This is a genomic window from Amycolatopsis plumensis (assembly GCF_042652605.1).
Classification (GTDB): Bacteria; Actinomycetota; Actinomycetes; order Mycobacteriales; family Pseudonocardiaceae; genus Amycolatopsis; species Amycolatopsis plumensis.
Genome location: NZ_JBHSJY010000001.1, coordinates 2604713 through 2630139, shown reverse-complemented (window position 1 = coordinate 2630139; position 25427 = coordinate 2604713). Strand labels below are relative to the sequence as shown.

Sequence of the window (25427 nt, the reverse complement as noted above, 5' to 3'; positions counted from 1 at the left end):
CGCGACAAGGTTCCAGCCCCTACCCGGACGGGTGCACCGGGTGACCCGGGTCTCACCCGCGCGGCGGTACGCCTTGCTCAGGAAGGCCGGAAGCGGATTCGGGTACCCGGCCGAGCCTGCGCGAGAGCGCTCAGCGCGGCCGTTGCGACCACGGCGGCGACCGGATAGCCGCCGGTGGTCGGGTGGTCGGCGAGGAACACCACCGGCAGCCCGCTCGGCGGCACCTGGATCGCGCCGGTGACCACACCTTCGCTGGGCAGCTCGCCGTCGACCGCCCGGCGCAGCGGCGTCCCGTCCAGGCGCAGGCCGACGCGGTTCGACTCGGCCGTGACCGTCCAGCCCGCCGAGAGCCCGCCTGCCGGGTCGTCGAACCAGTCGTCGCGCGGGCCGAGCGTCACCGGCACAACGAGTTCGCCCGGTGCCCGCACGGGCACGACGACGTCCGCACCGACGGGAATCCCGGGCTCGCCCAGGGGGAGGACGTCACCGGCGCGCAACGGCGGCGGGCCGATGCCGGACAGGACGTCCCGGGAGCGGCTGCCCAGCACCGGCTCCACCGCGATGCCCCCGGACACCGCCAGGTAGCAGCGCAGGCCCGCGGAGGGCGTGCCCAGCGTGAGTGTCTGCCCCGCGCGCACCGCCAGCGGCACGTGGGAGCCAGCGGACCGGCCATCGATCCGGACGTCGACCGGCGGGCCGGTCACCGCCGCGGTCACCGCGGCCGTGAAGCGCACGGAGAGCCCGCCGAGCAGCGCCTCGATCCCGGCGGCGGCCTCGGCGTTGCCCGCCAGCCGGTTCGCCAGCCGCAGCGACGCCGTGTCCAGGGCCCCCGAAGGCGCGACCCCCAGGTGGGCGTAGCCGGGTCGGCCCAGGTCCTCGACTAGCGCGTACCGCCCGGGGTCGAGCACCTCCAGGCGCCTCATCGGACGTTCCGGAAGCGGACGCGGTCCCCCGGCGCGAACAACGCGGGCGGGTCCGCGTGGGGGTCGAACAGCGTCGCCGACGTGTGCCCGAGCAGCCGCCAGCCGCCGGGCGACTCCCGCGGGTAGACGCCGGTGAACTCGCCGGCCAGCCCGACCGACCCGGCTGGGACGCGGGTGCGCGGCGACTCCAGGCGAGGCTGCCGGAGCTGCGGGGGAAGGCCGGTCAGGTAGCCGAAGCCGGGGGCGAACCCGGTGAACGCGACCGTGTAGACGGCTTCGGTGTGCATCGCGACGACGGCCTCGGGCGAGATCCCGGCGTCGGCAGCGATGAGGGCCAGGTCCTCGCCGTCGTAGCGGACGTCGAGGGTCACTTCGCGGGGCTCGCCCGCGGGCGGGTGCGCGAGATCGGCGTCTTCGAGCAGGGCCCGCACGGCCGCGACGCCGCCGACGACGAGCAGGCTGCGCGCGCCCGGCACCAGGTCGACGACCCCGGGCGGCCGGGCGGCGAGCACGGTGGCGTGGGCGGCCCGTGCCTGGTCGAGCGAGTCGCAGTCGAGCAGGGCGGCGTCCTCGCCGCACCGCCGCCAGCGCACGGCGTCAGCCGACGACGCGGTGCAGCAGCGCCGAGGTGTGCGGCTGCATCTCTTGGCCCACCATGGCCCGCTCCTCGACGTAGCCGAGGGAGCCTTCGATCAGGCCGTACAGGCGCTGGGCCGCGGTGACGTCCTTGGCCGTGGCCGTGCGGATCACCGCGTCGGTGCCGAGCTCCCAGGACGTCTGGTTGCGCGGCTTGCCGTAGTACAGCTCGACGATGCCGGTGTTGTGGGTGAGCAGCAGCTCGATCGTGTCGTCCGCCTGCGGCCGCCAGAACCCGGACTCGCGGGCGGCGGGGCGGATGACGTTGCCTTCATCGTCCAGCAGCCACGCCCGGGACTCGTGGATCAGGAACGGGCGGCCGTCGTGGGAGATCGTCAGCTGCTGCGCGAACTTGCGCGGGCCGTCGATGGTCGGGTAGTCGACCTCGCCCTGACCGCGCCAGACGCCGACGAGCGGCAGCAGCGCGAGGCAGGCGTCGTTGAGGTTCGGCCCCTCGCGCAGGTTCGCCGTGTCGTTGGGGATGGGCAGGTCGTCCCACAGCGGGAGGTTGCGGTCGCGGGTGCTCTCCGCGCGCTTCTCCGCTGCCACGATGGCTTCGTCGCCGCTGGCGGTCATGGGTCAGCGCTGGTCCGCGTACAGCCGGTAGACGACGTACACGGCGAACCAGGTGATCGCGATGCCGGCGAGGACCAGCAGAGTCGTAAAGAAGGCTTCCACACGCGCAGAATAGTCCGCCCGGCCCGGGACGGCCCTGCGCAGGGTCGCCGCGGTGAGCACAGTCACCGCCCGGGTGGTCACTTTCCCTATGAAAGCTCCGCCCCGGGCGGAGCTTTCATAGGGAAAGTTCCGCCCCGGAACGCGGCGAAGGCCTCCCTGCCGGAGCAGGAAGGCCTTCGCGGGAAAAGACTCAGCCGACGGAGATGGCCAGCTGGTGCAGGCCGGGGCCCTCGGCGGTGACCGAGGCTTCGCCGTTACCGGAGCGGTGCAGGGCGCGGACGGTCCACTCGCCCGGCGCCGCGTAGAAGCGGAAGTCGCCGTCGGCCGAGGAGACCACCTCGCCGGTGAAGTCGCCGCCGCCGTCCAGCAGCCGGACGAACGCGCCGCCGACCGGCCCGTCCGCTCCGGTCACCTTGCCGGCGAGCACGACCTGCCCGCGCGTGTCGAAGTCCGCCGGCGTGGCCTCCTGGACCGGTGCGCCGCAGCTGTCGTCAACCGCCATCACTTGGCTCCCAACTCGACCGGCACGCCGACGAGCGAGCCGTATTCCGTCCATGAACCGTCGTAGTTCTTCACGTCCTGGTAGCCCAGCAGCTCGTGGAGCGCGAACCACGCGATCGAGGAGCGCTCGCCGATGCGGCAGTAGGCGATGGTGCCCTTGCCCTCGTCGATGCCCTCGTCCTTGTACAGCTCCTTGATCTCTTCCTCGGTCTTGAAGGTGCCGTCCTCGTTGGCGACCTTCGCCCACGGCACGTTCAGCGCGCCGGGGATGTGGCCGGGGACCTGGGACTGCTCCTGCGGCAGGTGCGCCGGGGCGAGCAGCTTGCCGGAGAACTCGTCGGGCGAGCGGACGTCGATGAAGTTCTTCGAGCCGATCGACTGGACGACCTCGTCGCGGAACGCGCGCAGCGACAGGTCCTGGTCCTGGGCCTGGTACTCGGTGCGGTCGCGCTTGACCTCGTCGGAGTTCAGCTCACGGCCGTCGAGCTCCCACTTCTTGCGGCCGCCGTCGAGCAGCTTGACCTTCTCGTGGCCGTACAGCTTGAAGTACCAGTACGCGTACGCGGCGAACCAGTTGTTGTTGCCGCCGTAGAGGATCACGAGGTCGTCGTTGGAGATGCCCTTCTCCGAGAGAAGCTTCTCGAAGCCCTCCTTGGAGACGAAGTCGCGGCGCACCCCGTCCTGCAGGTCGTTCCGCCAGTCGAACTTCACCGCGCCCCGGATGTGGCCGGCGTCGTAGGCGGTGGTGTCCTCGTCGACCTCGGCGAACACGACGCCGGGGGTGTCCAGGTTCTCCTCGGCCCACTGGGTGGTGACCAGGACGTCTTCACGGCTCATGGACTTGGACTCTCTTTCTGGTTGAACTGCAATCAGGACGCGCGGGCGGGGCTGAAGCGTTTGATGAGCAAGTACATTTCGCAGCCCAAGCAGAAGTTGAAGGCCGCGTTGAGGAAGGCCGCGAACAGCGCGAACGCCGTCGCGACGATGCCGAGCGGGGTGATCCCGGCGGCGAAGCCGATCGTGCCGACCAGGGCGAACACGAATCCGACGGCCTGGGCGAACCGCAGCGGCGCCGCGTCCTCCCGCTCGGTCGTGGGACCGAGGCGCGGGGCGATCAGATAGCGGTACACCAGCGAGTACGGCGCCGGTTTGAGCCCGATGAACGCGCCGATGGCGAAGACGACGGTCTGGATCGCCAGCAGTGGCCACCACTCGGTGACCAGGACGACCGCGAGCACGATCGTGGTCAGGATGGCGGCGAACCGCGGGCCTCGCGGGTCGACGGCCGGTCCGGCGGACATGGTGCCTCCAGCTGGAGCAAGGGGTGCGTGCGAACGGCACGCGTCAGCGGCATCAGGGCTGGCGGGGACCGGATCGGGAGTTCAGTGCCGGTCGGACTGAACGCGACACAGGCTGCTGCGGACGCGGCAGAGGTCCACTGCGCGCCGCTGCGTCAAGAAGAAGCTGGTCAGCCCGGTCACGGGTGCGAGGGTACCCAGCGCTCTCTGAAGGTGGGAACCACGTTCATACCTTGGGACGATTCCCGGGATCCGGGAGGAATCCTGGTCAAGACGTCCGAGTCGTGAGATGCGGCCGCAGGGCGTCCAGCAGTTCCGGGCCCTTGGGGACGCCGCCGACGCGCAGCAGCTCCCGGCCGTCCGGGGTCAGCGCGATCGTGGTCGGCGTCCGCAGCACGGCCAGTGACTGCGCGACCTCCGGCTGGTTCGTCACGTCGAGCTCGACGTGGTGCAGGCCGTCGGTGCGCTCGGCCAGCGGCGCGAGCACCGCCTTCGCGTGCTGGCAGGGCGCGCAGAAGGTGGTGGAGATCTGGACCAGCGTCACCGCGGACGCCGGGTCGAGCACGTCGGTGACGGGGGCGGGCAGCTCGCGGGCGGCGGGCTTGGCGGCCCGCACCCGGCCGTTGCGGGCCTTGAGCAGCGCACCGACGGCCGCGGCGGCCACCAGCGTCGCCACGAGCACCCACAGCCCCGTCACCGCACCGCTCCCTACCTGCTCAGGTCCGCGAAGGACACGTTCGCGGCCTTGCCCTTGATCGTCACCGATCCGCTCTGCACCCGCACGCCGGTCGGGGTCACCGACAGCGGCAGGTCCTTCGTGCTGATCGACGCGTTGAAGTTCGGCATCAGCGCCTTCTGCACCGCCTGGGGAACGACCGTGGTCTCCTGGTCATTCCCGAACTGCAGCCGCTTGGGGAGGAAGTTGATCGTGCCCTTCGCGGCATCGGCCTCGATCATCGCGAAGCAGAAGATTTCCAGATCCTTGCCCGCGAACTGAAGGTGTCCCGAAATGCGGACACCGGTGCTCGACTCGTCCTGGTCCGGCTGGCCCTCGGTGGTCTTCGTCGTGGTCGGCGCCGGCTCGCTCTGCCCGCTGTCGCCGTTCTGGACGTACTCGGTGGTCGACGGCTCGATCCGCAGGTCCTTGATCTTGTCCAGCGGGGACAAGCGCGCCAGGTCGGCGGCCTTGATGGTGACCGCGCCGGTCAGCTTGCCGATGGTGATCGCCTTCGTGTTGCCGTTCGTGATGTCCGCCAGCGGCGCGGTGACGTCCTCGAGTTCGGCGTTCACCGCGACGTCCTGCAGCTTGCCGGCGACGGGGAGGCCCGCGGCGGACACGCTGATGTGACGGTAGTCACCGCCCAGCGCCTGGGTGAGGAACGGGAAGCCGTGGATCGTCACCGACGGGTCGTCGTTCAGCTGCAGCTGCGTCCGGGCCTTCTGGGAAATCATGTGCTCGGCGAAGGCGGCGGCCCCGAAATCGGCGCCGACCAGCAGAAGAACCAGGACGACCAGTGCGATCACCCAGCGCCGGGCACGGCGTCCGCGGCGTCGTGCGTCGGGCCTCGGTGCGGGTCGGTCGTCCCGGGTCACGGGCCTGCTCACCATCGCGTCCGTACTCCTGTTCGTCGGGGACACCCGGATTCCTCCAGGTGTGATCGATCCAGCAAGGGTTAGGTGCCCGGCCGTTCAGCCGCTATTCTCACTTAGCACCGACCAACGCCGCTGTGCGGCGACGACTCGAGAAGGCGGTGCGGCTGATGAGCCTGGACCTTCTGGTACTGACTGCGGAGGCCGACGCCACCTCGGTGCTGCCCGCGCTGGACCTGCTGCCGCACACCGTACGCGTCCGCGCTCCCGAGGTGACGGCCCTGCTCGACGCGGGCCACCGTGACGTCATCCTCCTCGACGCCCGCAGCGACCTGGCCTCGGCGAAGAGCCTCTGCCGCCTGCTCAAGGGCACCGGCGAGGACGAGGCGGCCACCCCGATCATCGCGGTCGTCGGCGAAGGCGGCCTCGTCGCCGTGAGCGCCGAGTGGCGCACCGACGACATCCTGCTCCCGACCGCCGGCCCGGCCGAGGTCGACGCCCGGCTGCGGCTGGTGACCACCCGCGACGGCGGTTCCGCGCAGGTCGACGCCGAGCTGCGGGTCGGCGAGCTGGTGATCGACGAGGCGACCTACACCGCGCGCCTGCGCAAGCGCACCCTCGAGCTCACCTACAAGGAGTTCGAGCTGCTCAAGTACCTCGCGCAGCACGCGGGCCGGGTGTTCACCCGCGCCCAGCTGCTGCAGGAGGTCTGGGGCTACGACTTCTTCGGGGGCACCCGCACGGTCGACGTGCACGTCCGGCGGCTGCGCGCCAAGCTCGGCCCCGAGCACGAGCAGATGATCGGCACCGTGCGCAACGTCGGCTACAAGTTCGAGCGGCCCGCCAAGAGCGGCGGCCCGCGGCCGGGCGTGCCCGCGCAGGCGGAAGCGCCAGCCGAGCCTGCCGAACTCACCCACTGACGTCCCCACCTTCACCTGGACGCGGCGACAACCGTCGCGTTGCCTCTTCCCCGGGTACGGTCGCAGGGGTGACCGGAGAGTGGCGGCAGGAACTGGACGAGAAGCAGCTGGCGGACGTGCGCGGGCTGCTGCTGGCCGTGCGCGAGGCGGACGGGCGGCCCGAGGTCGAACCCGAAGGCGCGCTACCCGGCGAGTTCGACGGCGGGGAGCACCTCGTCGCCTGCGTCGAGGGTGAAGTCGTCGGCTACGCGCACCTCGACACCACGGGTGACTCCTTCGGGCACCAGGTCGCCGAGCTGTTCGTGCACCCCGCCCACCGTGACCGTGGCTACGGCGCGAAGCTGCTCCAGGCGGTCGACGAGCGGGCCGCGGTCGGCTTCCGCGTCTGGGCGCACGGCGACCACCCCGCCGCGCAGAAGCTGGCCGTGAAGACGGGCCTGGAGCGCAAGCGCGAGCTGCTGATCCTGCACGTCGACGTCGAAGGCGCGGACTGGCCGGAGCCGATAGTGCGCGACGGCGTCTCGCTGCGGACGTTCGTGCCGGGCCGAGACGAGGACGCCGTCGTCCGGGTCAACGCGCGGGCCTTCGACTGGCACCCCGAGCAGGGCGCCCTGACCGCCGACGACATCCGCGCCGACGAAGCACGTTCCTGGTTCGACGCCGACGGGTTCTTCCTGGCGGAAGAGAACGGCGAGGTCATCGGGTTCCACTGGACGAAGGTGCACGAACCCACGCCGGGCCGGTTCGGTGGCGAGCGCGTCGGCGAGGTCTACGTCGTCGGCGTCGACCCGGCCGCGCAGGGCGGCGGGCTCGGGCGGGCGCTCACCCTCGCCGGGCTGCGGTACCTCGCCGGCCGCGGGCTGCGGCAGATCATCCTGTACGTCGAAGGCGACAACGCACCGGCGCTGGCGGTCTACACCAAGCTCGGGTTCAGTCGTCACGAAACCGACGTCCAGTACGGTCGGTGACCACGGTCGACGCGGCGCGAGCACCTCGTCACTGACGGCAAACGCGCAGGTCACAGCCCGGACACGGCGGCCTCTCGGGCTAGTAGCACTGCTCACATCCGGGGGTCTGTTCACTTTCCGTTCATTTGTTCACGGCCGACCGTCCATCAGCGCTGCCTAATGTCCGGTTCCGGCACGGCGACCACCGCCGCGGCCGAACCGGCGAAGCTCCTGATGGAGGAAACAGCAGTGAAGATCATGCGGCCCCTGAGCGCGGTCGGCATCGTGGCGAGCGCCGCTCTCGTGCTCGCCGCCTGTGGCACCGACCCCGCGGCGTCCAACAGCAGCGGCTCGAGCTCCGCTGCTGCCCCCGCCGCGACCGAGACGGCCGACGTCCAGTGCGGTGGCAAGAGCCCGCTGTCCGCGGAAGGTTCGTCGGCGCAGAAGAACGCGATCGACATCTTCACGCAGCAGTACGGCAAGAAGTGCTCGGGCCAGCAGGTCAACTACAACCCGAGCGGTTCCGGCGCGGGCGTCAAGCAGTTCACCGCCAACCAGATCGACTTCGGCGGCTCCGACTCGCCGATCAAGGACGCCGACGCCGAGGCCGCCAAGGCCCGCTGCGCCAGTGACGCCTGGAACATCCCGCTGGTCGTCGGCCCGATCGCGGTCGCATACAAGCTGGACGGCGTGGACAAGCTGGTGCTGACCCCGTCGGTGACCGCCAAGATCTTCAGCGGCGCCATCACCAAGTGGAACGACCCGGCCATCAAGGCGGTCAAGGGCAACGAGAGCCTGAACCTGCCGGACAAGCCGATCCAGGTCGTGTCCCGTGCCGACGAGTCCGGCACCACCGACAACTTCCAGAAGTACCTGGGCGCGGCCGCGAAGGCGGACTGGACCAAGGGTGCCGGCAAGAAGTTCAACGGTGGCGTCGGCAACGGTGCGCAGGGCTCCAACGGCGTCGCGACCGCGGTGAAGGCGTCCGACGGCGGCATCACCTACGTCGAGGGCGCGTTCGCCAAGGACGGCCTGACCCCGGCCCTGATCGACAGCGGCTCCGGCGGCGTCGAGCTCACCTCGGAGAACGTGGCGAAGTCCCTGGACGCGGCCAAGTTCCTCAAGGAGGGCTCGAACGACCTCGCGCTCGACCTCAACGGCATCTACGCCAGCAACACCCCGGGTGCCTACCCGCTGCTGCTGACCACCTACGAGATCGTCTGCTCGAAGTACGCGAACCCGGACGTCGCGAAAGCCGTCAAGGCGTTCCTGACGGTGGCCGCCACCGACGGGCAGAAGCCGCTGTCCGCCAAGGGCTACGTGCCGATCCCGCAGTCGCTGCAGACCAAGGTGCTGGCCGCCGTCAAGGCCATCTCCTGACCCGGCGTTGCGACTGACATCCGAGTGATAGAGGCTGGTCAGAAGCCCTGATGAGCGAGTCATCCTCGACGCGAACGCCCACCGGCGACCCCGGTGGGCGTTCGTCGTCCGTCACGACGCCCCCGGAGGTCCCGATTTCGGAACAGCCAGGCTCCCCGGCGGCGCCGCAGCCGCCCGCGAGCGACAAACCGAAGAAGGTGCGGCCCGGTGACCGCATCTTCCAGAACCTGACCACCGGGGCCGGGATCTTCGTCGTCGCCCTGATCGGCCTGATCGGGCTCTTCCTGCTGATCCAGGCGATCCCGGCGCTGAAGGCCGACAAGGTCAACTTCCTGACCAACCACGGCTGGTCGACCAGCGACCCGGCGAACATGTCGTTCGGCATCCTCGACCTGCTCGAGGTCACCGTGGCGACGTCGGTGGTGGCCCTGATCATCGCGATGCCGATCTCGCTGGGCATCGCGCTGTTCCTGACCCAGTACGCGCCGCCGCGCCTGGCGCGCCCGTTCGCCTACGTCATCGACCTGCTCGCCGCGGTGCCGTCGATCATCTTCGGCCTCTGGGGCATCCTGGTGTTCGCCCCGGCGATCGAGCCGTTCGCGCAGTGGATCAACGAGACGTTCTCGTGGTTCCCGATCCTGGCGCCCGGCAACGTCGCGCCGAGCGTGCGCGGCACCATCTTCACCGCCGGCATCGTGCTGGCCGTGATGATCCTGCCGATCATCACGTCGCTCTCCCGCGAGGTGTTCGAGCGGACGCCGACCCCGCACATCGAAGGCGCGCTCGCCCTCGGCGCCACGCGCTGGGAGGTCATCCGCACCACGGTGCTGCCGTTCGGCAAGGCCGGCTACGTCGGCGCGTCCATGCTCGGCCTCGGCCGCGCGCTGGGCGAGACGATCGCGCTGGCCGTCATCCTGCTCATCCCGCAGGGCAAGAACTTCGACTGGAGCCTCTTCGACGGCGGCGCCACGTTCGCGTCGAAGATCGCGGCGAACTACAGCGAGTTCAACAACGAGGTCTCGGCCGGCGCGTACATCGCGGCCGGCCTGGTGCTGTTCGTGCTCACCTTCGTCGTCAACTTCTTCGCGCGGTCCATCATCGGCGACAAGAAGGGGGACTGAGCATGTCCACCTCCACGCTCGAAGCTCCCGCATCGACTCCGGCGTTCCAGCAGGTCAGTCTGGGCCGCAAGGTCAAGAACGGGCTGGCGACCACGCTGGTCTGGCTGTCGTTCGTGATCGCCGTCGTCCCGCTGGTGTGGGTGCTGTACACGGTGATCGCGTACGGCATCAAGCGCATCCCGTACAGCAACTGGTGGTCCGACGACTTCGGAGACGTCCTGTCGGACGAGGTCGGCGGCGGCGTGGTGCACGCCATCATCGGCACCCTGCTGCAGGGGCTGGTGTGCGCGGTCATCGCCGTGCCGATCGGCATGCTGGTGGCGATCTACCTCGTCGAGTACGGCCGCAACGGCAGGCTGGCCAAGGCGACCACGTTCATGGTGGACATCCTTTCCGGTGTCCCGTCGATCGTGGCCGCGCTGTTCATCTACGCGCTGTGGATCACCACGCTCGGCCTGCCCCGCAGCGGGTTCGCCGTCTCGCTCGCCCTGGTGCTGCTGATGATTCCGGTGGTCGTCCGCTCGTCCGAGGAGATGCTGCGGATCGTCCCGGACGACCTGCGGGAGGCGTCGTACGCGCTGGGTGTGCCGAAGTGGAAGACGATCATGAAGATCGTGCTCCCGACCGCGCTGTCCGGCATCGTCGGCGGCGTCATGATGGCGCTGGCCCGCGTGATGGGCGAAACCGCGCCGCTGCTGGTCCTCGTCGGCTATTCGGCCTACACGAACTGGGACATCTTCCACGGCGAGCAGGCCGCGCTGCCGCTGCTGATGAACAACGAGCGCGTCAGCAACCCGATGGACCCGGGCTCGGTCGGCTTCGACCGGATCTGGGGCGCGGCACTGACCCTGGTGCTCATCATCGCGCTGATCAACCTCCTCGCCACCGTGTTCGCGCGCCTCGTCGCCCCGAAGAAGAAGTGAGCTGTTCCTGATGGCCAAGCGAATCGACGTCAAGGACGTGGACATCTACTACGGCAAGTTCCACGCCGTGGACGGCGTCACCCTGTCGGTGCCGCCGCGCAACGTCACCGCCTTCATCGGCCCGTCGGGCTGTGGCAAGTCGACGGTGCTGCGCACGCTCAACCGCATGCACGAAGTGATCCCCGGCGCCCGCGTGGACGGCCAGGTGCTGCTCGACGGCGAGGACATCTACGCGTCGTCGGTCGACCCGGTCCAGGTGCGCCGCACGATCGGCATGGTGTTCCAGCGTCCCAACCCGTTCCCGACGATGTCCATCAAGGACAACGTCGTCGCGGGCCTGAAGCTGGGCGGTACCAAGGGGAAGAAGACCCTCGACGACATCGCCGAGCGCGCCCTGCGCGGCGCGAACCTGTGGAACGAGGTCAAGGACCGCCTCAACAAGCCGGGCGGCGGGCTCTCGGGCGGTCAGCAACAGCGGCTGTGCATCGCCCGCGCGATCGCGGTCCAGCCGGACGTGCTGCTGATGGACGAGCCGTGCTCGGCCCTGGACCCGATTTCCACGCTGGCGATCGAGGACCTGATCGGTGAGCTGAAGAAGGACTACACGATCGTCATCGTCACGCACAACATGCAGCAGGCGGCCCGGGTTTCCGACCAGACGGCGTTCTTCAACCTCGCCGGCGTCGGCCAGCCGGGCCGGCTGGTGGAGCTGAACGACACGGAGAAGATCTTCTCCAACCCGGACGAAAAAGCCACGGAGGACTACATCTCCGGCCGGTTCGGCTGAGTCCACAGTGGAACGAAGAAAGCCCCCGGCCGCGCGGCCGGGGGCTTTCTTCGTCGGTGTGGCTCAGAGGTCTTCGCCGGAACCGTAGCCCGGCATCTTCCCGGTGACCACGAAGATCATCCGCTTCGCGACCGAGACGGCGTGGTCGGCGTAGCGCTCGTAGAAGCGGCCCAGCAGCGTCACGTCGACCGCCGCGGCCACGCCGTGCGGCCACTCGCGGTCCATGATCACCGTGAACAGGTGGCGGTGGATGTCGTCCACCTGGTCGTCGTCGGACTCCAGCGTCTTCGCCGCTTCGACGTCCTTCGTCTTGATGACCTGCTCGGTCTGGCGGGCCAGCTTGACCGCGACTTCGCCCATCTCAGCGAAGTACGGCCGCACCGCGTCCGGCAGCACCGGCTCGGGGTGACGGCGCCGCGCGGCCTTCGCCACATGCAGCGCCAGGTCGCCCATCCGCTCCAGGCTTTCCGCGGCGTGGATCGCGGCGAGCACCGTGCGCAGGTCGGTCGCCACCGGGGCCTGCAGGGCCAGCAGGGCGTACGCCTGCTCCTCGCACTGGGCGCGGGCGTCGTCGACCTTGGCGTCGTCGCTGATGACCTGCTCGGCGAGGCTCAGATCGGCCTCCAGCAGTGCCCGCGTGGCGCGCTCCATCGCTTCGGCGACCTGGACCGACATCGCGGCCAGGTGGTCGGCGAGCTGTTCGAGTTCGACATGGTAAGCCTCACGCATGGCCCAACCCTACGGCCAACCGTGGCCAAATACCGCATCGCCGGGTGAACCGCACGTGAACCCGGACTAACGATCCTCGCGGATCAGCCCGTGGAGGTGCTCTTCCGGGTGGTCGTCGACTTGGAGCTGCCGCCGGGCTTCGCCTTCGACGTGCTGGTCGGCGGGGCCTGCTCGCTCACCGGGACCGGCGCGTTCGCGTCGGGCAGCGGGGTGTTGTTGCGCAGCGCGTCGAACAGGGCCTTCGTCTTGCTGACGACGAGGACCTCGTTGCCGCGGTTGTTGGCCATGCCCACCGTGGGGACGGTGAGGAACGTGATCTTCGACGGGTCCAGGCCCTTCATCGACTGCGCCAGCGTCATCATCTGCTTGACGCCGAGGTTGTCGCCGAAGGTGGCCTTCGCGAAGGCGTTGATGAAGTCGCTGAGCTTGCCGGGGTCGAGCACGACGTCCGAGGACATGACCTTCTTCAGCAGCGCGCCGATGAACTCCTGCTGCCGCTTGATCCGGCCGTAGTCGGACGTCGGGTCGCCCTTGACGTGCCGGGCGCGGACGAAGTTCAGCGCCTGGTCGCCGGAGATCGTCACCTCGCCGGTCTGCAGCAGCACCTTGCCGAGGATGCTGTCGTCGATCGGGATCTCGTTGTTGATGGTGACGCCGTGCACCGCGTCGACCATCTCCTTGAAGCCGTTGAAGTCGATGCCGACGAAGTGGTTGATCCGCAGCCCGGTGATCTGCTGGATCACCTTGGTGACGCACGCGGGGCCGCCAACCGCGTAGGCGGTGTTGAGCTTGGCGAACTTCGCGCCCTTGTAGATCTCGTCGGTGGTCTTGTTCTGCGCCGGGTCCCACTTCTGGCAGTCCGGGCGGTTGACCTCGAGGTCGCGCGGGAACGACGTGACCACGACGCGCTTCCGGTCGGCCGGGATGTGCGCGACCATCACGGTGTCGCTCCGGGCGCCCGGCGTGCTGTCGGCGGTGCCGACGCCTTCCTCGGCGGTGGCGCCGTCGCGGGTGTCGGACCCGACCATCAGGAAGTTCTCGTCGTTGGCCTGCGCGTCGGCGTCCTGGATGTCGGCGGAGTTCTCGTCGAGCGCGGAGACCTGGGTGAACTTGGCGTCGAAGTAGGTCTGGGCGCCCCAGGCGCCCCCGATCCCGAGGAAGACGAGCCCGGCCACCACGGCGGCGGCGATCCGCCCGGCCAGCGCCGTCCGCCGCTTCTTCGCCTGCAGCCGGCTCTCTTCGGCCTGCTGCGCGGCCTCTTCTTCGGCAGAGGGCCCGGTGGTGACAACGCGCTGCAGGGCGGTCCGGGTGCTCTCGATGATGGAGGCGGGCGAGAGCCGTTCACGGCGTTCCCGCCGCTTCGCTTCTTCGGCTTCCATCTCGTCGTGGGCGGCGGAGAACCGGGCGAGGGTGTGGTCGATCTTGCGGCGGTACTGGGTCGCCTCGTCGATCGCTTCCATCTCGTCGGTCATGGTCAGCGGATCAAGAGCGGCCCGTGGAGGCACGGCTGGACCATCTGAACCAGCGGCGGCGCGCGGGGTCGCCGGTTCGGCCGGGGCTCGGCGGCCTGCGGGAGCCTCGCCGGTGGAGCGCTGGGGCCCGGCTGCCTCGGCTGGAGCCCCGGCGCGACGCGCTGCGGCTGCTTCGGCGGTGCGGCGGGGGGCGGGGCTGTCGGGTGTGGCGTGCACGGCCGTCTCGGCCGGGCCCGCGGGGCGGCGGCCAGCGGGGCCATCGCCGGTGCGGCGGGGTGCTGGGCTGTCCGGTGTCGCGCGTACGGCAGCCTCGGCCGGAGCGGCGGCTCGGCGGCCTGCGGCTGCTTCGGAAGTGCGGCGAGGTCCCGGACCGTCCGGTGTGGCGCGCTCGGCCGGAGCCGCGGCTCGGCGGCCAGCGGGTCCGTCGCCGACGGGGCGGCGGCCCGCGTCGGCGGCGCGGCGGACCTCCGAACCGGCTGCCTCAGCCGGAGCCGCGGCCCGGCGGCCAGCGGGGCCATCGCCGGTGCGGCGGGGTGCTGGGCTGTCCGGTGTCGCGCGCACAGCGGCGTCGCCCGGAGCCGTGGCTCGGCGGCCTGCGGGGCCATCGCTGGCGCGGCGGGGCTCCGAACCGGCTGCCTCGGCCGGGGCCGCGGCACGGCGGGGTGCCGGACCGTCAGCGGCCCGGCGGCCGGCAGGACCCTCCCCGGCGCGCCGGGGTGCCGGGCTGTCCGGCGTGGCCCGCGGGGGCACGGCTGCCTCACCCGTGCGTCGGGGCGCCGGGCCATCCACCGCGGGGCGGCGATCGGCCGCTCGGCGGGGTGCCGGGCTGTCGGGCGTCGGTCGCTGCGGGGCGCGGCGAGCTCCTTCGGCCGGCTCGGCGGCCGGGCGGCGCGGGCGGCGGGGCGGCTGGGGGGCGGCCGAGGTCTGCTGCGGGCCCGGGTTCGCCGCCGGCGGGCGGCGCTGGAGCGGCGCCTCCGGCAGCGGGGCCGCGGCCGTCGTGCGGCGCGGCTGACGGGGACGGGGCGGGCGCGATTGACGAGTGGCGTCCGTGGGTACTGGGTTGTCCGCAGGGGTCTGCGCCGACATCGGGCCACGCGGCTGCGAAGCCGGCGGGACCCGGCGTCCCGGCTGGTCGGAGCGGTCCTGCTGCTCGCGGGGCGGCAACGGACGGGCACCGGTGGTCTTGGCGACGACGTCCGAAACGCTGATCCCGCCCTGGTCCTCCATCGACCGGCGCCGTCCGGGCCGGGGCCGCGCGGGACCGTCGAGGCGGCGACCGGTTCCCGGGCTGTCGAGCTCGTCCGGCACTCGGTCTCCTTTCGCGCGTTCGAAGGGGGTGGCTTCGACTTGGCCGTCTTCCCCCGCAGGAGGTGATCGTTCCCGCCGAGGTTTTCGTTATCGTACGGATACCCCCCGTTCGTGACGACACCCTCCCGGAATTTTCTTCACCTTGAGTCGACGAACGGCCGGTGTGCGTCGACAAACGGGTGATGCCCCTTGTCGGCGGGCGGAGTAATGCGGGCTTTGCGTTACTCAGAGTGGGTCATTAACTGTGCCGTTTGCGCGTCGCGATAGGCGACTTTGTTGCGGCCCGCGCGTTTTGCCGCATAAAGCAGGACGTCCGCGCTGCGCAGCTGGCGCTCCGGCGACGGCGGTGTCCCGGACTCGTGCGCCAGGCTGGCGCTGATGGTCACCCGCAGCCCCGGCTGCAGCTCTGACCAGGGATGACGGGCCACGCGCACCCGGGCGTCCTCGACGACGTGCACCGCGCGCCGGGCGTCGATCCCGGGCAGCCACAGCACGAACTCCTCGCCGCCGTAGCGCGCGCAGAAGCCGCCCGGCGGAAGGTTCTCCTGCAGTAGATCGGCGACCCGGCGCAGGACGCGGTCGCCGACGAGGTGACCGTACGTGTCGTTGACGCTCTTGAAGCGGTCGAGATCGATCAGCGCGAGCGCCAGTGGCGGACCATCGGTGAACGGTCCGTACAGCCGCTCGTCGAGATAGCGGCGGTTGTAACTCGACGTCAGCGCGTCACGGAGATTGCCGTCGCGGGCGATGTCCAGCGCGGACCGCAGGTGCTGGTAGGCGCGCCGCCAGTCGCCTTGGGTGGCGAAGAGGTCGGCGATGGCCTCGTGCAGGCGAAGCAGGTCCGGCGGCCGCGGGCCGGCTGTCCGGCCCGGCGTGCCCTCGCCCTCGGCGACCATCCCCACCTCCACCACCCCATGGTTGTCGTCGTGGGGGCGGTTGCCCTTGAGGTACCGGTGCGGACGAAGATGAATTTCGCTCAAACGGGACTGCTGCAGCTACGCTCCGAAGTCTTCGGTTCAGAGCCCGGAGAAGGGTTCGATGCCCTTGAGCTGGGCATACTGGTCCTTCGCCCAGTAACTCACATTAGCTGTCGCATCGTTCAGCAACTCTGCGTAGTCGGGCCAGGGGATCCAGCGCCAGTCGCCGACCTCCTCCGGGTTCGGCGCGGGCTCGTCGTCGGCCCACGCGGCGAACACCGGGCAGAACTCGTTCTCGACGATCCCCTGGAACGGCGGCGTCCGGTACCGGTACTTCGGCAGCACGCAGTGCAACCCGGACAGCGACGGCAAGCCGAGCTCGTAGTCCGCGCGGCGCAGGACGGCGTCCTCGAGGGATTCGCCGGGTGCGGGGTGGCCGCAGACGCTGTTGGTCCAGACCCCCGGCCAGACCTTCTTGTGGAGGGCGCGCTGGGTGATCAGCAGGGCGTTGTCGCTGCGCCGCAGGACGTAGCACGAGAAGGCCAGGTGCAACCGGGTGTGCTCGTGGTGGCTGGCCAGCTTCGGGCCGGTCTCACCGGTGGGCACGCCGTCTTCGGTGACGAAGACGACCTGCTCGGTCTCGGGTTCGGTCGCGGTATCCACGTGCCCAGTGAACACGACGGGCCGTGGCGCGCCGTACCGCGAGGCGGGTGGGTTACCCGCAGTCCGCCCGGCGGGGTGACGGGCCGTCACCGCGCGTGGAGGTGCTCCACGAGCAGCGTGGTGACGGCTTCCGGAGCTTCCTCGGGCGCCCAGTGCGTGACGTCTTCGAGCATCTCGAACCGGTAGGGCCCGGTGACCCAGTTGGCGGTGTCGAGCGCGGCGGTGGAGCCGAAGGAGACGTCCTCGGTGCTCCAGACGTACAGCGTCGGCACGGCGATCTTGCCGATCTTCCCGCCCGGCCGCCCGGCCCGGTACCAGTTGAGGGCGGCGGTGAGCGCGCCCGGCTCGGACAGCCGCTGCACGTAGTCGTCGACCTTCGACGGCGACACGCGCCGCTCGAACATGTCCCGCAGCGCGCGGCCGTCGTTTTCCAGCATCCGCCGTTCGGTAACGCGGGTCTGCCGCCACTCCGTCATGTACCGGGTCCGCAGGTGCTGGTCCTCGTCGGTCTTCATGGCGTCGGCGAGCGCGGCGGGGTGCGGGGTGGAGACGACGGCGAGGCTTCGCAGCCGTTCCGGGTGCGCGTCGGCGGTCCACCAGGCCACGGCGCCACCCCAGTCGTGTCCGACGAGGTCGAACTGGGGCCACCCCAGCGCTTCGGTGATCGCGACGACGTCCCCGACGAGGTGATCGATGGAGTAGTCGCTCGCCTGCTCGGGCCGCACGTCCGGCGAGTAACCCCGCTGATCCGGCGCGACAGCCCGGAAGCCGAGCACCCCGAGGGTGGCGACCTGGTGCTCCCACTCGATCGCGGCTTCGGGGAAGCCGTGCAGCAGCAGCACGGGCCGCCCGTCCTCGGGCCCGGCGGCGATGGCGTCGAAGGAGCCGGCCTCGGTGGGAATGCTGATGTGGTCGATCACGCAGGCGAATCTACTTCGCGCGGGCGAACACCGGGTCAACGGTTGGCGATGACCACGAGAGCACTGCCCGGGCCGAGTTCCGACCCGCCGATCGTCCGGACGTGACTGCCCACCTTGATGCGTAGGTTCCGGCACCCGGCGAGCGGCCGGAGGTTCAGCAGCCCTTGCCCGGTCACCGTCAGCGCTTCGAGTTCGGGCAGCCCGGCGAGCGGCTCGAGGTCGGGAACGGCGTCGTTCACCCGCAGTTTGAGCTGCTGGAGCCGCGTCAGGCCGGCCAGGACCGACAGCTCGGGCATCGGGATGCCGGTGAGGTCGAGCTGGCGGAGTTCGGTCAGCTCGGCCAACGGCGCGGGATCCACACGGGGACAGGCGCTGAAACTCAGCTGCTGGAGCCAGGGAGACCAGTGGCACAGCAGTGACACGTCTTGGAGCGTCCGGCAGTCGGCCAGGGCGAGATTGCTCGGACCGGGCACGAGGGCCAGCGGCGATAATTCGCGAAGCTGGTAAACGTGGTGCAGGGACAACGAGTTCAGGCCGGGCAGCTTCGCGAGTTCGGTCAGCCGGGCCGGGTCGCCGATCCAGCTCAGCTCGAGTGACTGCAGCCGCGGAAGCTCGGCCAGTGCCGCCCATCCGTGCGATTTCGCCATGACGCTGATGGTTTCCAGGCCGTGCACGTGGGCGAGCGGGGAAAGGTCGGTCGACTGGGCGAGTGGTTCCGACAGCGTGATCCGGATCAGGTCCGTCTCGGTCAGTGATTCGAGGTCGTACCCGGCTCTGTCGGCCACCTCCAAGGTTCTCAGCTTCGGCAGGTACCGGACGAAATCCATCCGGCCGTATCCGTCTTCGAACTGACATTTGAGTGATACGAGATTCTTGAGATGTTCGAGGCCGGAGAGCGACACCGGATCGCGGATCTCGAGGAAGCCGCTCAGCAGCGGAGAATCCGCCAGGACCGTCTCGGCGTACTCGGCCGGGTCGAACTGTTCCCTGGCCGAGATGAGCTCGAGGACAACGGAGTAGTTCTGGCTGTTGCTGTACTGGGCGAGCAAGTCGAGCGCGCCGGGACCACCGATCAGCGACACCGTGCGCAGCAGGAACGGAACGTCGGCCGGGCTCGGGGTGCAGTCGCCGAGCAGGTCGAGCACGAATTCGCCGGCCTTCGCCAATGCTTTCGCCTCGATCAGCGTTTTCGGCGGGATCAGAGAATTCGCGCGGACCCGGATTTCCGTCCGCAGGTCTTCGTTCAGTTCGGGCGAGGTCTCCAAACACGCGAGGGCGACGAGGTCGAGCTTGAGCCGCCGCGCCGTGTCTGCCTCCGCTTTGAGCAACCCGCTCAGCAGTTGTTTCCGCTGCCCCGGATAAGCGCGTTCCGCGGCCATGACGACCACCTCGCGCCACGTTTCCAGGTGCGCGTTCTTGATCAGCACGCCGATGTCGTCTTCTTCGACCGCGGCCTGCGCCGCCATGTACTCCTGGAACGTCCGGTGCACGAAGTCGATGCGGCCGGGCACGGGTTCGCGCAGCACACCGCCACGGTCGAGCAGGTGCTGCAGCACCCGCCGCGGGCCGGCGTCGATCTGACCCATCACCGCGAGTTTCTTCGACAGCCGGTCTTCGGCACTCATCGTCGAGATGTCGGTCTGGTCGTTGCGGACCAGCCAGTAAGCGAGGTGGCGGAGCAGGACGAGCTTCTCGGTGCGCGACAGCCGCAGGTGGGGCTTGATCTGCCGCTCGATGTCACGGCTATCGACGAGCATGCGCAGGGCGAGGTCGTACAGCTCCATGCGGTTGTCCGGCAGGCTGCCGTTTCCCTCGTGGTGCAGCGCGCAGAGCAAGGCGCAGAGCAATGGGTTCTCGGCGAGCCGCCGCAGCGCGCTCCGCGTGCTGATCGCGGCCACGAGGGCGTCGCGCTGGGCGACGAGCCCCTCGCCCTGCATCGCCGCGTGCCAGCGGGTGACAAAGGTGCGGACGTCCCGCGGCGTCATCGGCTGGAGCCGCACTTCGGTGAAGCTCTCCCGGCGCAGCCAGTCGGGCGAAACCGCGGCCGGCCGGGTCGTCACGACGTACCGCGCCCTCGGGAAAGCGGTGATGAGTTCGCGGAGCCAGGAACGCACCTCGTGGCGGCGGTCGTCCGGCAGCTCGTCGAGGCCGTCGACCAGGACGACCGCGAGGCCGCTGCGAAGCCGCTGCTGTACCCACCCGGGCGGCATCTCGTCGGCGATGTGTCGGCCGACCTCGTCGAGGAAGCGTTCCGGCGGCGGCAGGGGCGACTGACTGTACCGGCGCAGGCGCACGAGGAACGGCTCCAGGTTCGCCCAGCCGTCGACCATCCGCAGCTGCCGGCTCGCGCACTGAACGGCCAGCCACTGCAGCAACGTGGTCTTTCCTGAGCCTGCCTCGCCGCGCAGGAGGATGCGTGACGTGTGCGGCAGGACCTGTTCGATCCGATCGGTGGGCACCGCGGTCCGGTCGGTGGCGACGCTGAGGCTCAGGTAGGCGACCGACAGCGGGTACAGCCGGGTGGCTTCGGTCAGGCCGGCACCGAACAGTTCCATCCGGTCGAGGGTCGTCACCACCTGACGACGGAAATCGGCGGCGAAGTCGTCTGGGTGGCGGCGTTCCGGCAAAGCACTCAGCACGTTCCGGACGGTTTCGAGGATCTCCGTCTCCCGGCGCAGGATCTCGATCAGCACGCCCGGCTGGAAGCGGGGCAGGGTGCTGGTCACCTGAACCAGGTAGGCGCAGCATTCGCGAAGGACCCGCTGGTACAGCTCGACGGCGTCCGCCGACAGGAGGAATTCGTGCGGAATCCGTGGCGCGGTTTGGAGTAGATAACGGTAGAGGAAAGCCGCGTCGAGGTCGATGTCGAAAAGATCATCATCGGTCAGTGCGGCGCGCTCGAACGTCTCTCTTGCGGCGTCGATCGCGGCGGCTCGCTCGTGGTCGGGCAGCGCGCGGAACTCCACGTCGAGGAACGGAAGCAGCCGGTCTGTCACGCGTGACTCGAGATTCGTGAACAACAGCCGCAGCTTGCGGCGGTCGTTCTGGCCGGTGAGCTGCTTCTCCAGCAAATCGAACACCTTGGCCGACACATCGGCCGCGACCGGCCGATCGCCGAACCAGATCTTGGCCGCCGATTTCACTACCGCTGTCGTCAAAGCTATCGCTGATGCCTCTAGCCCGCTCACCGGCGGCAGTTTAGCCGAGCACCTCCTCGGTTGTGGCAACCGTCACCAACGGCCCGTACAGCCGCAGGATATCGAGTGCTTTCGTGTGGCTTTCGTCGTCCGCGCCCGCGCAGGCGTCCGAAACCACGGTGACCGCGACGCCTGCGTCGGCTGCTGCCAGGGCTGTGGACAGCACGCAGCAGTCCGTCGAGACGCCCGCCAGCACCAGGCCCGCGCCGCCGACGCGGGTCGCCAGGCGGGGGTTCCACTTGCCGAACGTGGTTGCGTCCACTGTGGATGGTGGCTGGAACGTGTCGACCACCTGGTACAGCGGGGCATCCGGTGGCTGCAGGGCGAACGACCACTGTTCGTAGTACCGCTTCCACGCTCCATCCGGGCGTGCGGGGGCGACGAACCTCGTGAACACCACGTCGTTGCCGAACGCCGTCACCAGGCGGTGGATCCGCGGGACCACCTCGGCGAAGCGTGGGGTGAACCACGGGCTTGCCGGGTCGGCGAACACGTTTTGCAGGTCGATGACCGCCAGGATTCTCCTCACGCTGCCTCCTGTTCGCGGACCCGCCGCCGCGTCAGCAATGTCACCAGGAACCCGAGGGCCAGTGCCAGCAGGACGCCGAGGTTCGCGAAGGCCCAGGCGCCTTCGCGGCCGCCGAGTCCGAACGGCTCCAGGAGGTAGCCCTGCCACTTCAGCCACTCCGCGGACGTGTTCGTCACCAGGCCCCAGCCGAGCGCCGTCGCCACCAGGACCAGGGCGATCGGGCCGAACCGGACGTCGCCGTAGCGGCCGGCCGGGTCGAACAGCTCGCGCTCGGCGTAGTTGCCTCGGCGCAGCAGGACGTCCGCGAGCATCACGCCGCACCACGCGGCCACCGGGACGCCCAGCGTCACCAGGAAACCCTGGAACTGGCCGAGGAATTCGCCGCCGAAGAAGACGATGTAGATCGTGCCGAGGATCATGATCACACCGTCGACCAGCGCCGCCGCCGGGCGGGGGATGCGCAGGCCTGTCGAGAGCAGCGCCAGGCCCGATGAATAGATGTCCAGCACCGCGCCGCCGACCAGGCCGAGCACCGCGACGATCGCGAACGGCACCAGGAACCACAGCGGCAGCAACGTCGTCAGCGCGCCGATCGGGTCCGCCGCGATCGCCTTGTTCAGGTCCGGCGACGAGCCGGCCAGCAGCAGCCCGAACACCAGCAGCACCACCGGCGCCACCGACGCGCCGAACGTCGTCCAGCCGACCACGCCCCGGCTCGACGACGACCGCGGCAGGTAGCGCGAGTAGTCCGCGGCCGCGTTGACCCAGCCGAGGCCGAAGCCGGTCATCAGGAACACCAGCGCGCCCACCCACTGTTGCGCCGAGCCGGACGGCAGCGCGCTCACCGCCGCCCAGTGCACGTCACCGGCGACGAGGACCACGTACACGACCGTGAGCACCCCGGTGATCCAGGTGATCCACGTCTGCAGCCGCATGATCGCGTCGAAGCCGAGCACGCCGGCGGCGACGGTCAGCGCCGCCACCACGACGAGCGCGACCACCTTCGTCGGCGTTCCGCCGCCCCAGCCGAGGCGTTCGAACACCGTTGCCGTGGCCAGTGTCGCCAGCGCCGCGAGCACGGTTTCCCAGCCGACCGTCAGCAGCCACGAGATCGCCGACGGCAGCCGGTTGCCGCGCACACCGAACGCCGCCCGCGAGAGCAGCATGGTCGGCGCCGACCCGCGTTTGCCCGCGATGGCGATGAACCCGCACAGCAGGAACGAGAACAGGATGCCGACGACGCCGGCGACCAGCGCCTGCCCGAACGAGATGCCGAAGCCGAGGGTGAACGAGCCGTAGCTCAGCCCCAGCACCGACACGTTCGCGCCGAACCACGGCCAGAACAGCTGCCGCGGGCGTCCGCGCCGCTCGGCGTCGTCGATCACGTCGAGGCCGTTGGTCTCCACCTCGAGCCTGCGGGTACCGGTCATCGCATGGCCTCCACCAGTCGGTCGATCTCTTCCCGCCCCGGCGCGGTCGCCGGGCCGCGCCGGGTCACCGAAAGCGCGGCCGCCGCGTTGGCGCGCACGGCGGCGTCGAGGACGGTACTGCCGCGCAACAGCTCCGCGGCCAGCACGCCGCAGTGCGTGTCGCCGGCGCCGGTGGTGTCCACGACGTCGACCGGGAACCCGGGCACGTCGGTGATCCGGCCGTTTTCGTGGACACGACAGCCTTTCGCGCCCTCGCGGATGACGGCGACGGGCGGCAGCTCGCCCAGCACCTCGGCTTCGCGGGCGGTGCAGCTCACTATGTCTACTGTGGACAAAAGGTCATGAAGGTCTCCAGGGTTGATGTCACCGATGAGCGGGCCAGGATCGAACAGGATCCTCGAGCCGGGAAGACGGGGCAGCCACTCGACGAGGGCCCCGCGATTGATCTCGTGCAACCAACTGTATCCGCTCACGTACACGACGTCGTCATTCTTTGGGGTGATCCGGTCGAGCAGTTCCGCGCTCAGCCGCCCTTCGGCGCCGGTGCCGGTCGCAAACGTGCGCTCGCCGGTCGCGTCCACCAACACGACGACGACACCAGTGTCCATTTCGGACGTTGCTTCATGGGCCAGTGCAACGCCTTCGGCCGCGAGAGCAGCACGCGCGAGATCACCGAAGCCGCCGATTCCGTGGCTGCCCGCGTAAAGCACGCGCGCCCCGGAACGCGCGGCGGCGGCCATGACGTTGAAACCGCCGCCGGGCAACAGGTTCGTCGACGAAGCGAGGACGTCACCGCCGGGCGGGGGCAAGGCCGGTACCGTCATGACGAGGTCGACGACGACCTGTCCGGTGTGCACCAGCCGCCCGGTCATCGGCGGCGCAGCTTCAGCAGTTCGTCGACGAGCGGCCCGAATTCGAGCCGGTTGACGGCGAGCACGGTCTCGACGACGTCGGGGCGGAACGCGCCGGCACCGTGCGCGGCGCCGAGCATCGCCCCGCAGATCGCGGCGACGGTGTCGGTGTCGCCGCCCAGCCCGGCGGCCAGCCGCAACGCCGACGGCGGGTCGTCGCCCATGGCCTCGGCCAGCGCGAACGCGGCCACCACGGACTCCTGCGAAGCGACCGACGTGCCGATGACCCGCGCGACCGCGTCGGCGACGGCGGCCGGGGCCATGCCCCGCACCCAGCCGCGCGCCCAGCGGATCCGGGCGGCGATCTCGCCGCCGGGTGCCCAGTGCCCGCGTTCCCCGCCGACGACGGCGGCGCGCTCGCCCGCGTCGAGTGCTTCGGCCAGGCTCGCGCCGTCGACCCCGGCGGAGACGGCGGCCGCGACCGCGGCGGCGGACGCGATGCCGAGGCTGGTGTTGTGCGTGACCCGCGCGGTCGCGACGACGGCGTCGACCAGCCGGTGCAGGTCGTCCGACGGCGTCGCGATGCCGACCGGGGTGACCCGCATGGCGGCGCCGTTGGTGGTGCCGGTGCGGCCGGCTTCGTCGGCCGGGACGCCGTCCTGGAGCCGGGCGAGTGCGCGTTTGGTGGACGGCCCGAGCAGGTCCGCGGAGCCTCGGCGGACCATGTCGGCCTCCCAGATCAGCAGCGCGTCGGCGAAGACGTGCGGCTCGACGACGCCCCGGCCGTCGATGAGCAGCCGGGCCAGCAGGACGGCCTGCTCGGTGTCGTCGGTGACCGAGCCGGCGGGCATCGACGGCGCGACCGGCTGTTCGGCGGCGGCGGTGAGCAGGCCGGTGACCGGCCCGTAGGTGGCGGCGATGGCGGCGCGCGACATCGACTGCGTCGGCATGCCGAGCGCGTCGCCGACGGCCAGCCCGGTGAACGCGCCGAGCGCCCGGTCCCGCGCGGTCACCGGTGTCCGAAGGTGAGGTGGAACTGGAACCGGTCCGGGTCCAGCAGGCTGACGACGCGCTCGACGAGCCGGCCTTCGACGTCGACCGAGGTGCGCTCGGCGCGGAGGAAGAGCTCGCCGATCGAACGGCCGAGGACTTCGGCGGCGCAGGCGTCGAGGCGTTCGGTGCTGATCCACTGGTCGCCGCCGACGGAGATCCGCCCGGCGGCTTCGAGGGTCTTGGTCAGGGAGCCGTCCTGCAGGCCGGTCGCGGGGAGGTCGGCGAGCGGCCCGGCGGCGGGCACGGTGGCGGTTTCGAGCGAGATCCCGCGGTCGTGCTCCCGCCGCAGCCGCCGCACGGCGACGTAGGCCCGCTCGCCGAATTCCTCTTCGAGCGCGACGTCTTCGACGGTCTCGATGCCGAGCACTTCGGTGGTGACCGGCGCACCGGCGTCGGCGAGGGCGCGGGCCCAGCCGATCCGCTGGTCGAGCTGGACGCCGTCGAAGGTGACGAACGAACCGACCCCGGCCTGGGTGGAGATGAGCTCGAGCTGCTGGAGCTCGGACAGCGCGCTGCGGACGGTGCCGCGGCTGACCTGGTACTGCAGGGCGAGCTGGTGCTCGCCGGGCAGGCGTTCGCCGTGGGCGAGGCGCCCGGAGCGGATCAGGTCGGTGAGGTCACCGACCAGCTGCTGCCGCTTGCTGTACATGTCCA

26 protein-coding genes are annotated in these 25427 nt (G+C 70.3%); 7 read left to right on the top strand and 19 right to left on the bottom strand.

Going from position 1 to position 25427, the window contains the following annotated elements:
• Positions 1 to 77 precede the first annotated feature (77 nt).
• The 8 genes from ACFPLC_RS12525 to ACFPLC_RS12490 form a co-directional block, all read right to left on the bottom strand.
• Positions 78 to 923, bottom strand: a complete 846-nt coding sequence (locus ACFPLC_RS12525) for a 5-oxoprolinase subunit C family protein (protein WP_378190503.1) — start codon at positions 921 to 923, stop codon at positions 78 to 80.
• On the bottom strand, positions 920 to 1516 hold the full coding sequence (pxpB, locus tag ACFPLC_RS12520) for a 5-oxoprolinase subunit PxpB (RefSeq protein WP_378190500.1): 597 nt from the start codon (positions 1514 to 1516) through the stop codon (positions 920 to 922). Before pxpB ends, ACFPLC_RS12525 begins: the two co-directional genes overlap by 4 nt.
• Before the next feature lie 4 nt (positions 1517 to 1520).
• Positions 1521 to 2135 (bottom strand): heme-binding beta-barrel domain-containing protein, encoded by a 615-nt coding sequence (locus tag ACFPLC_RS12515; protein WP_378190498.1) that lies wholly within the window; start codon positions 2133 to 2135, stop codon positions 1521 to 1523.
• A 292-nt stretch (positions 2136 to 2427) separates the two neighbouring features.
• Entirely contained in the window at positions 2428 to 2739 is a 312-nt protein-coding gene (locus ACFPLC_RS12510; RefSeq protein ID WP_191315244.1) for a DUF1416 domain-containing protein, read from the bottom strand.
• Entirely contained in the window at positions 2739 to 3575 is an 837-nt protein-coding gene (locus tag ACFPLC_RS12505) for a sulfurtransferase (protein ID WP_378190496.1), read from the bottom strand. Before ACFPLC_RS12505 ends, ACFPLC_RS12510 begins: the two co-directional genes overlap by 1 nt.
• 32 nt (positions 3576 to 3607) lie before the next feature.
• Positions 3608 to 4039: a DUF4395 domain-containing protein gene (locus ACFPLC_RS12500; RefSeq protein ID WP_378190494.1), complete on the bottom strand. Its 432-nt coding sequence runs from the start codon at positions 4037 to 4039 to the stop codon at positions 3608 to 3610.
• A gap of 265 nt (positions 4040 to 4304) precedes the next feature.
• Complete coding sequence (locus tag ACFPLC_RS12495) at positions 4305 to 4733, bottom strand: TlpA family protein disulfide reductase (protein WP_378190492.1); 429 nt, start codon at positions 4731 to 4733, stop codon at positions 4305 to 4307.
• 11 nt (positions 4734 to 4744) lie between these two features.
• Positions 4745 to 5644 (bottom strand): LmeA family phospholipid-binding protein, encoded by a 900-nt coding sequence (locus ACFPLC_RS12490; protein WP_378190490.1) that lies wholly within the window; start codon positions 5642 to 5644, stop codon positions 4745 to 4747.
• A 152-nt stretch (positions 5645 to 5796) separates the two neighbouring features.
• Here ACFPLC_RS12490 and ACFPLC_RS12485 point away from each other — a divergent pair, with 152 nt between their 5' ends.
• From ACFPLC_RS12485 to pstB, 6 genes are all read left to right on the top strand, one after another.
• Positions 5797 to 6546, top strand: coding sequence for a winged helix-turn-helix transcriptional regulator (locus tag ACFPLC_RS12485; protein ID WP_191315239.1), 750 nt, complete (start codon positions 5797 to 5799; stop codon positions 6544 to 6546).
• A gap of 68 nt (positions 6547 to 6614) precedes the next feature.
• Positions 6615 to 7514 (top strand): mycothiol synthase, encoded by a 900-nt coding sequence (mshD, locus tag ACFPLC_RS12480; RefSeq protein ID WP_378190488.1) that lies wholly within the window; start codon positions 6615 to 6617, stop codon positions 7512 to 7514.
• Between the two features lie 228 nt (positions 7515 to 7742).
• A complete protein-coding gene (gene pstS, locus ACFPLC_RS12475) occupies positions 7743 to 8873 on the top strand; it encodes a phosphate ABC transporter substrate-binding protein PstS (RefSeq protein WP_378190908.1) in 1131 nt (376 codons plus the stop codon).
• 197 nt (positions 8874 to 9070) lie between these two features.
• A complete protein-coding gene (pstC, locus tag ACFPLC_RS12470; RefSeq protein WP_191315313.1) occupies positions 9071 to 9994 on the top strand; it encodes a phosphate ABC transporter permease subunit PstC in 924 nt (307 codons plus the stop codon).
• Between the two features lie 2 nt (positions 9995 to 9996).
• Positions 9997 to 10917 (top strand): phosphate ABC transporter permease PstA, encoded by a 921-nt coding sequence (gene pstA / locus ACFPLC_RS12465; RefSeq protein WP_378190486.1) that lies wholly within the window; start codon positions 9997 to 9999, stop codon positions 10915 to 10917.
• 10 nt (positions 10918 to 10927) lie between these two features.
• A complete protein-coding gene (gene pstB / locus ACFPLC_RS12460) occupies positions 10928 to 11704 on the top strand; it encodes a phosphate ABC transporter ATP-binding protein PstB (protein ID WP_125308653.1) in 777 nt (258 codons plus the stop codon).
• Between the two features lie 63 nt (positions 11705 to 11767).
• On the opposite strand, the gene phoU is transcribed toward pstB, so the two are convergent.
• On the bottom strand, positions 11768 to 12433 hold the full coding sequence (phoU, locus tag ACFPLC_RS12455) for a phosphate signaling complex protein PhoU (protein ID WP_191315235.1): 666 nt from the start codon (positions 12431 to 12433) through the stop codon (positions 11768 to 11770).
• An 83-nt stretch (positions 12434 to 12516) separates the two neighbouring features.
• Entirely contained in the window at positions 12517 to 13938 is a 1422-nt protein-coding gene (locus ACFPLC_RS12450) for an LCP family protein (protein ID WP_378190483.1), read from the bottom strand.
• A 177-nt stretch (positions 13939 to 14115) separates the two neighbouring features.
• On the opposite strand from ACFPLC_RS12450, the gene ACFPLC_RS12445 reads away from it, so the two are divergent.
• Positions 14116 to 15279, top strand: coding sequence for a hypothetical protein (locus tag ACFPLC_RS12445; protein WP_378235819.1), 1164 nt, complete (start codon positions 14116 to 14118; stop codon positions 15277 to 15279).
• Between the two features lie 155 nt (positions 15280 to 15434).
• Here the strand turns inward: ACFPLC_RS12445 and ACFPLC_RS12440 are convergent, their stop codons facing one another.
• The 9 genes from ACFPLC_RS12440 to ACFPLC_RS12400 all read right to left on the bottom strand — a co-directional run bounded on the left by ACFPLC_RS12440 (position 15435) and on the right by ACFPLC_RS12400 (position 25422).
• The gene (locus ACFPLC_RS12440) at positions 15435 to 16109 is read right to left on the bottom strand and encodes a GGDEF domain-containing protein (protein WP_378190906.1); all 675 of its coding nucleotides are present in this window, start codon (positions 16107 to 16109) and stop codon (positions 15435 to 15437) included.
• A 120-nt stretch (positions 16110 to 16229) separates the two neighbouring features.
• Positions 16230 to 16793 carry an isopentenyl-diphosphate Delta-isomerase gene (gene idi / locus ACFPLC_RS12435; protein WP_378190481.1) on the bottom strand — a complete coding sequence of 188 codons (564 nt, stop codon included), beginning with the start codon at positions 16791 to 16793 and terminating at the stop codon, positions 16230 to 16232.
• 86 nt (positions 16794 to 16879) lie between these two features.
• Complete coding sequence (locus ACFPLC_RS12430) at positions 16880 to 17713, bottom strand: alpha/beta fold hydrolase (protein WP_378190479.1); 834 nt, start codon at positions 17711 to 17713, stop codon at positions 16880 to 16882.
• Between the two features lie 35 nt (positions 17714 to 17748).
• On the bottom strand, positions 17749 to 20871 hold the full coding sequence (locus ACFPLC_RS12425) for an NACHT domain-containing protein (RefSeq protein WP_378235818.1): 3123 nt from the start codon (positions 20869 to 20871) through the stop codon (positions 17749 to 17751).
• Between the two features lie 40 nt (positions 20872 to 20911).
• Positions 20912 to 21439: an isochorismatase family protein gene (locus ACFPLC_RS12420; RefSeq protein ID WP_378190475.1), complete on the bottom strand. Its 528-nt coding sequence runs from the start codon at positions 21437 to 21439 to the stop codon at positions 20912 to 20914.
• A complete protein-coding gene (locus ACFPLC_RS12415; RefSeq protein ID WP_378190473.1) occupies positions 21436 to 22869 on the bottom strand; it encodes a purine-cytosine permease family protein in 1434 nt (477 codons plus the stop codon). The genes ACFPLC_RS12420 and ACFPLC_RS12415 overlap by 4 nt, the downstream gene beginning before the upstream one ends.
• Positions 22866 to 23741 carry a PfkB family carbohydrate kinase gene (locus ACFPLC_RS12410; RefSeq protein WP_378190471.1) on the bottom strand — a complete coding sequence of 292 codons (876 nt, stop codon included), beginning with the start codon at positions 23739 to 23741 and terminating at the stop codon, positions 22866 to 22868. The genes ACFPLC_RS12415 and ACFPLC_RS12410 overlap by 4 nt, the downstream gene beginning before the upstream one ends.
• Positions 23738 to 24733 carry an ADP-ribosylglycohydrolase family protein gene (locus tag ACFPLC_RS12405; protein ID WP_378235817.1) on the bottom strand — a complete coding sequence of 332 codons (996 nt, stop codon included), beginning with the start codon at positions 24731 to 24733 and terminating at the stop codon, positions 23738 to 23740. The genes ACFPLC_RS12410 and ACFPLC_RS12405 overlap by 4 nt, the downstream gene beginning before the upstream one ends.
• Complete coding sequence (locus ACFPLC_RS12400; RefSeq protein ID WP_378190466.1) at positions 24730 to 25422, bottom strand: GntR family transcriptional regulator; 693 nt, start codon at positions 25420 to 25422, stop codon at positions 24730 to 24732. Before ACFPLC_RS12400 ends, ACFPLC_RS12405 begins: the two co-directional genes overlap by 4 nt.
• Between the last annotated feature and the right edge of the window lie 5 nt (positions 25423 to 25427).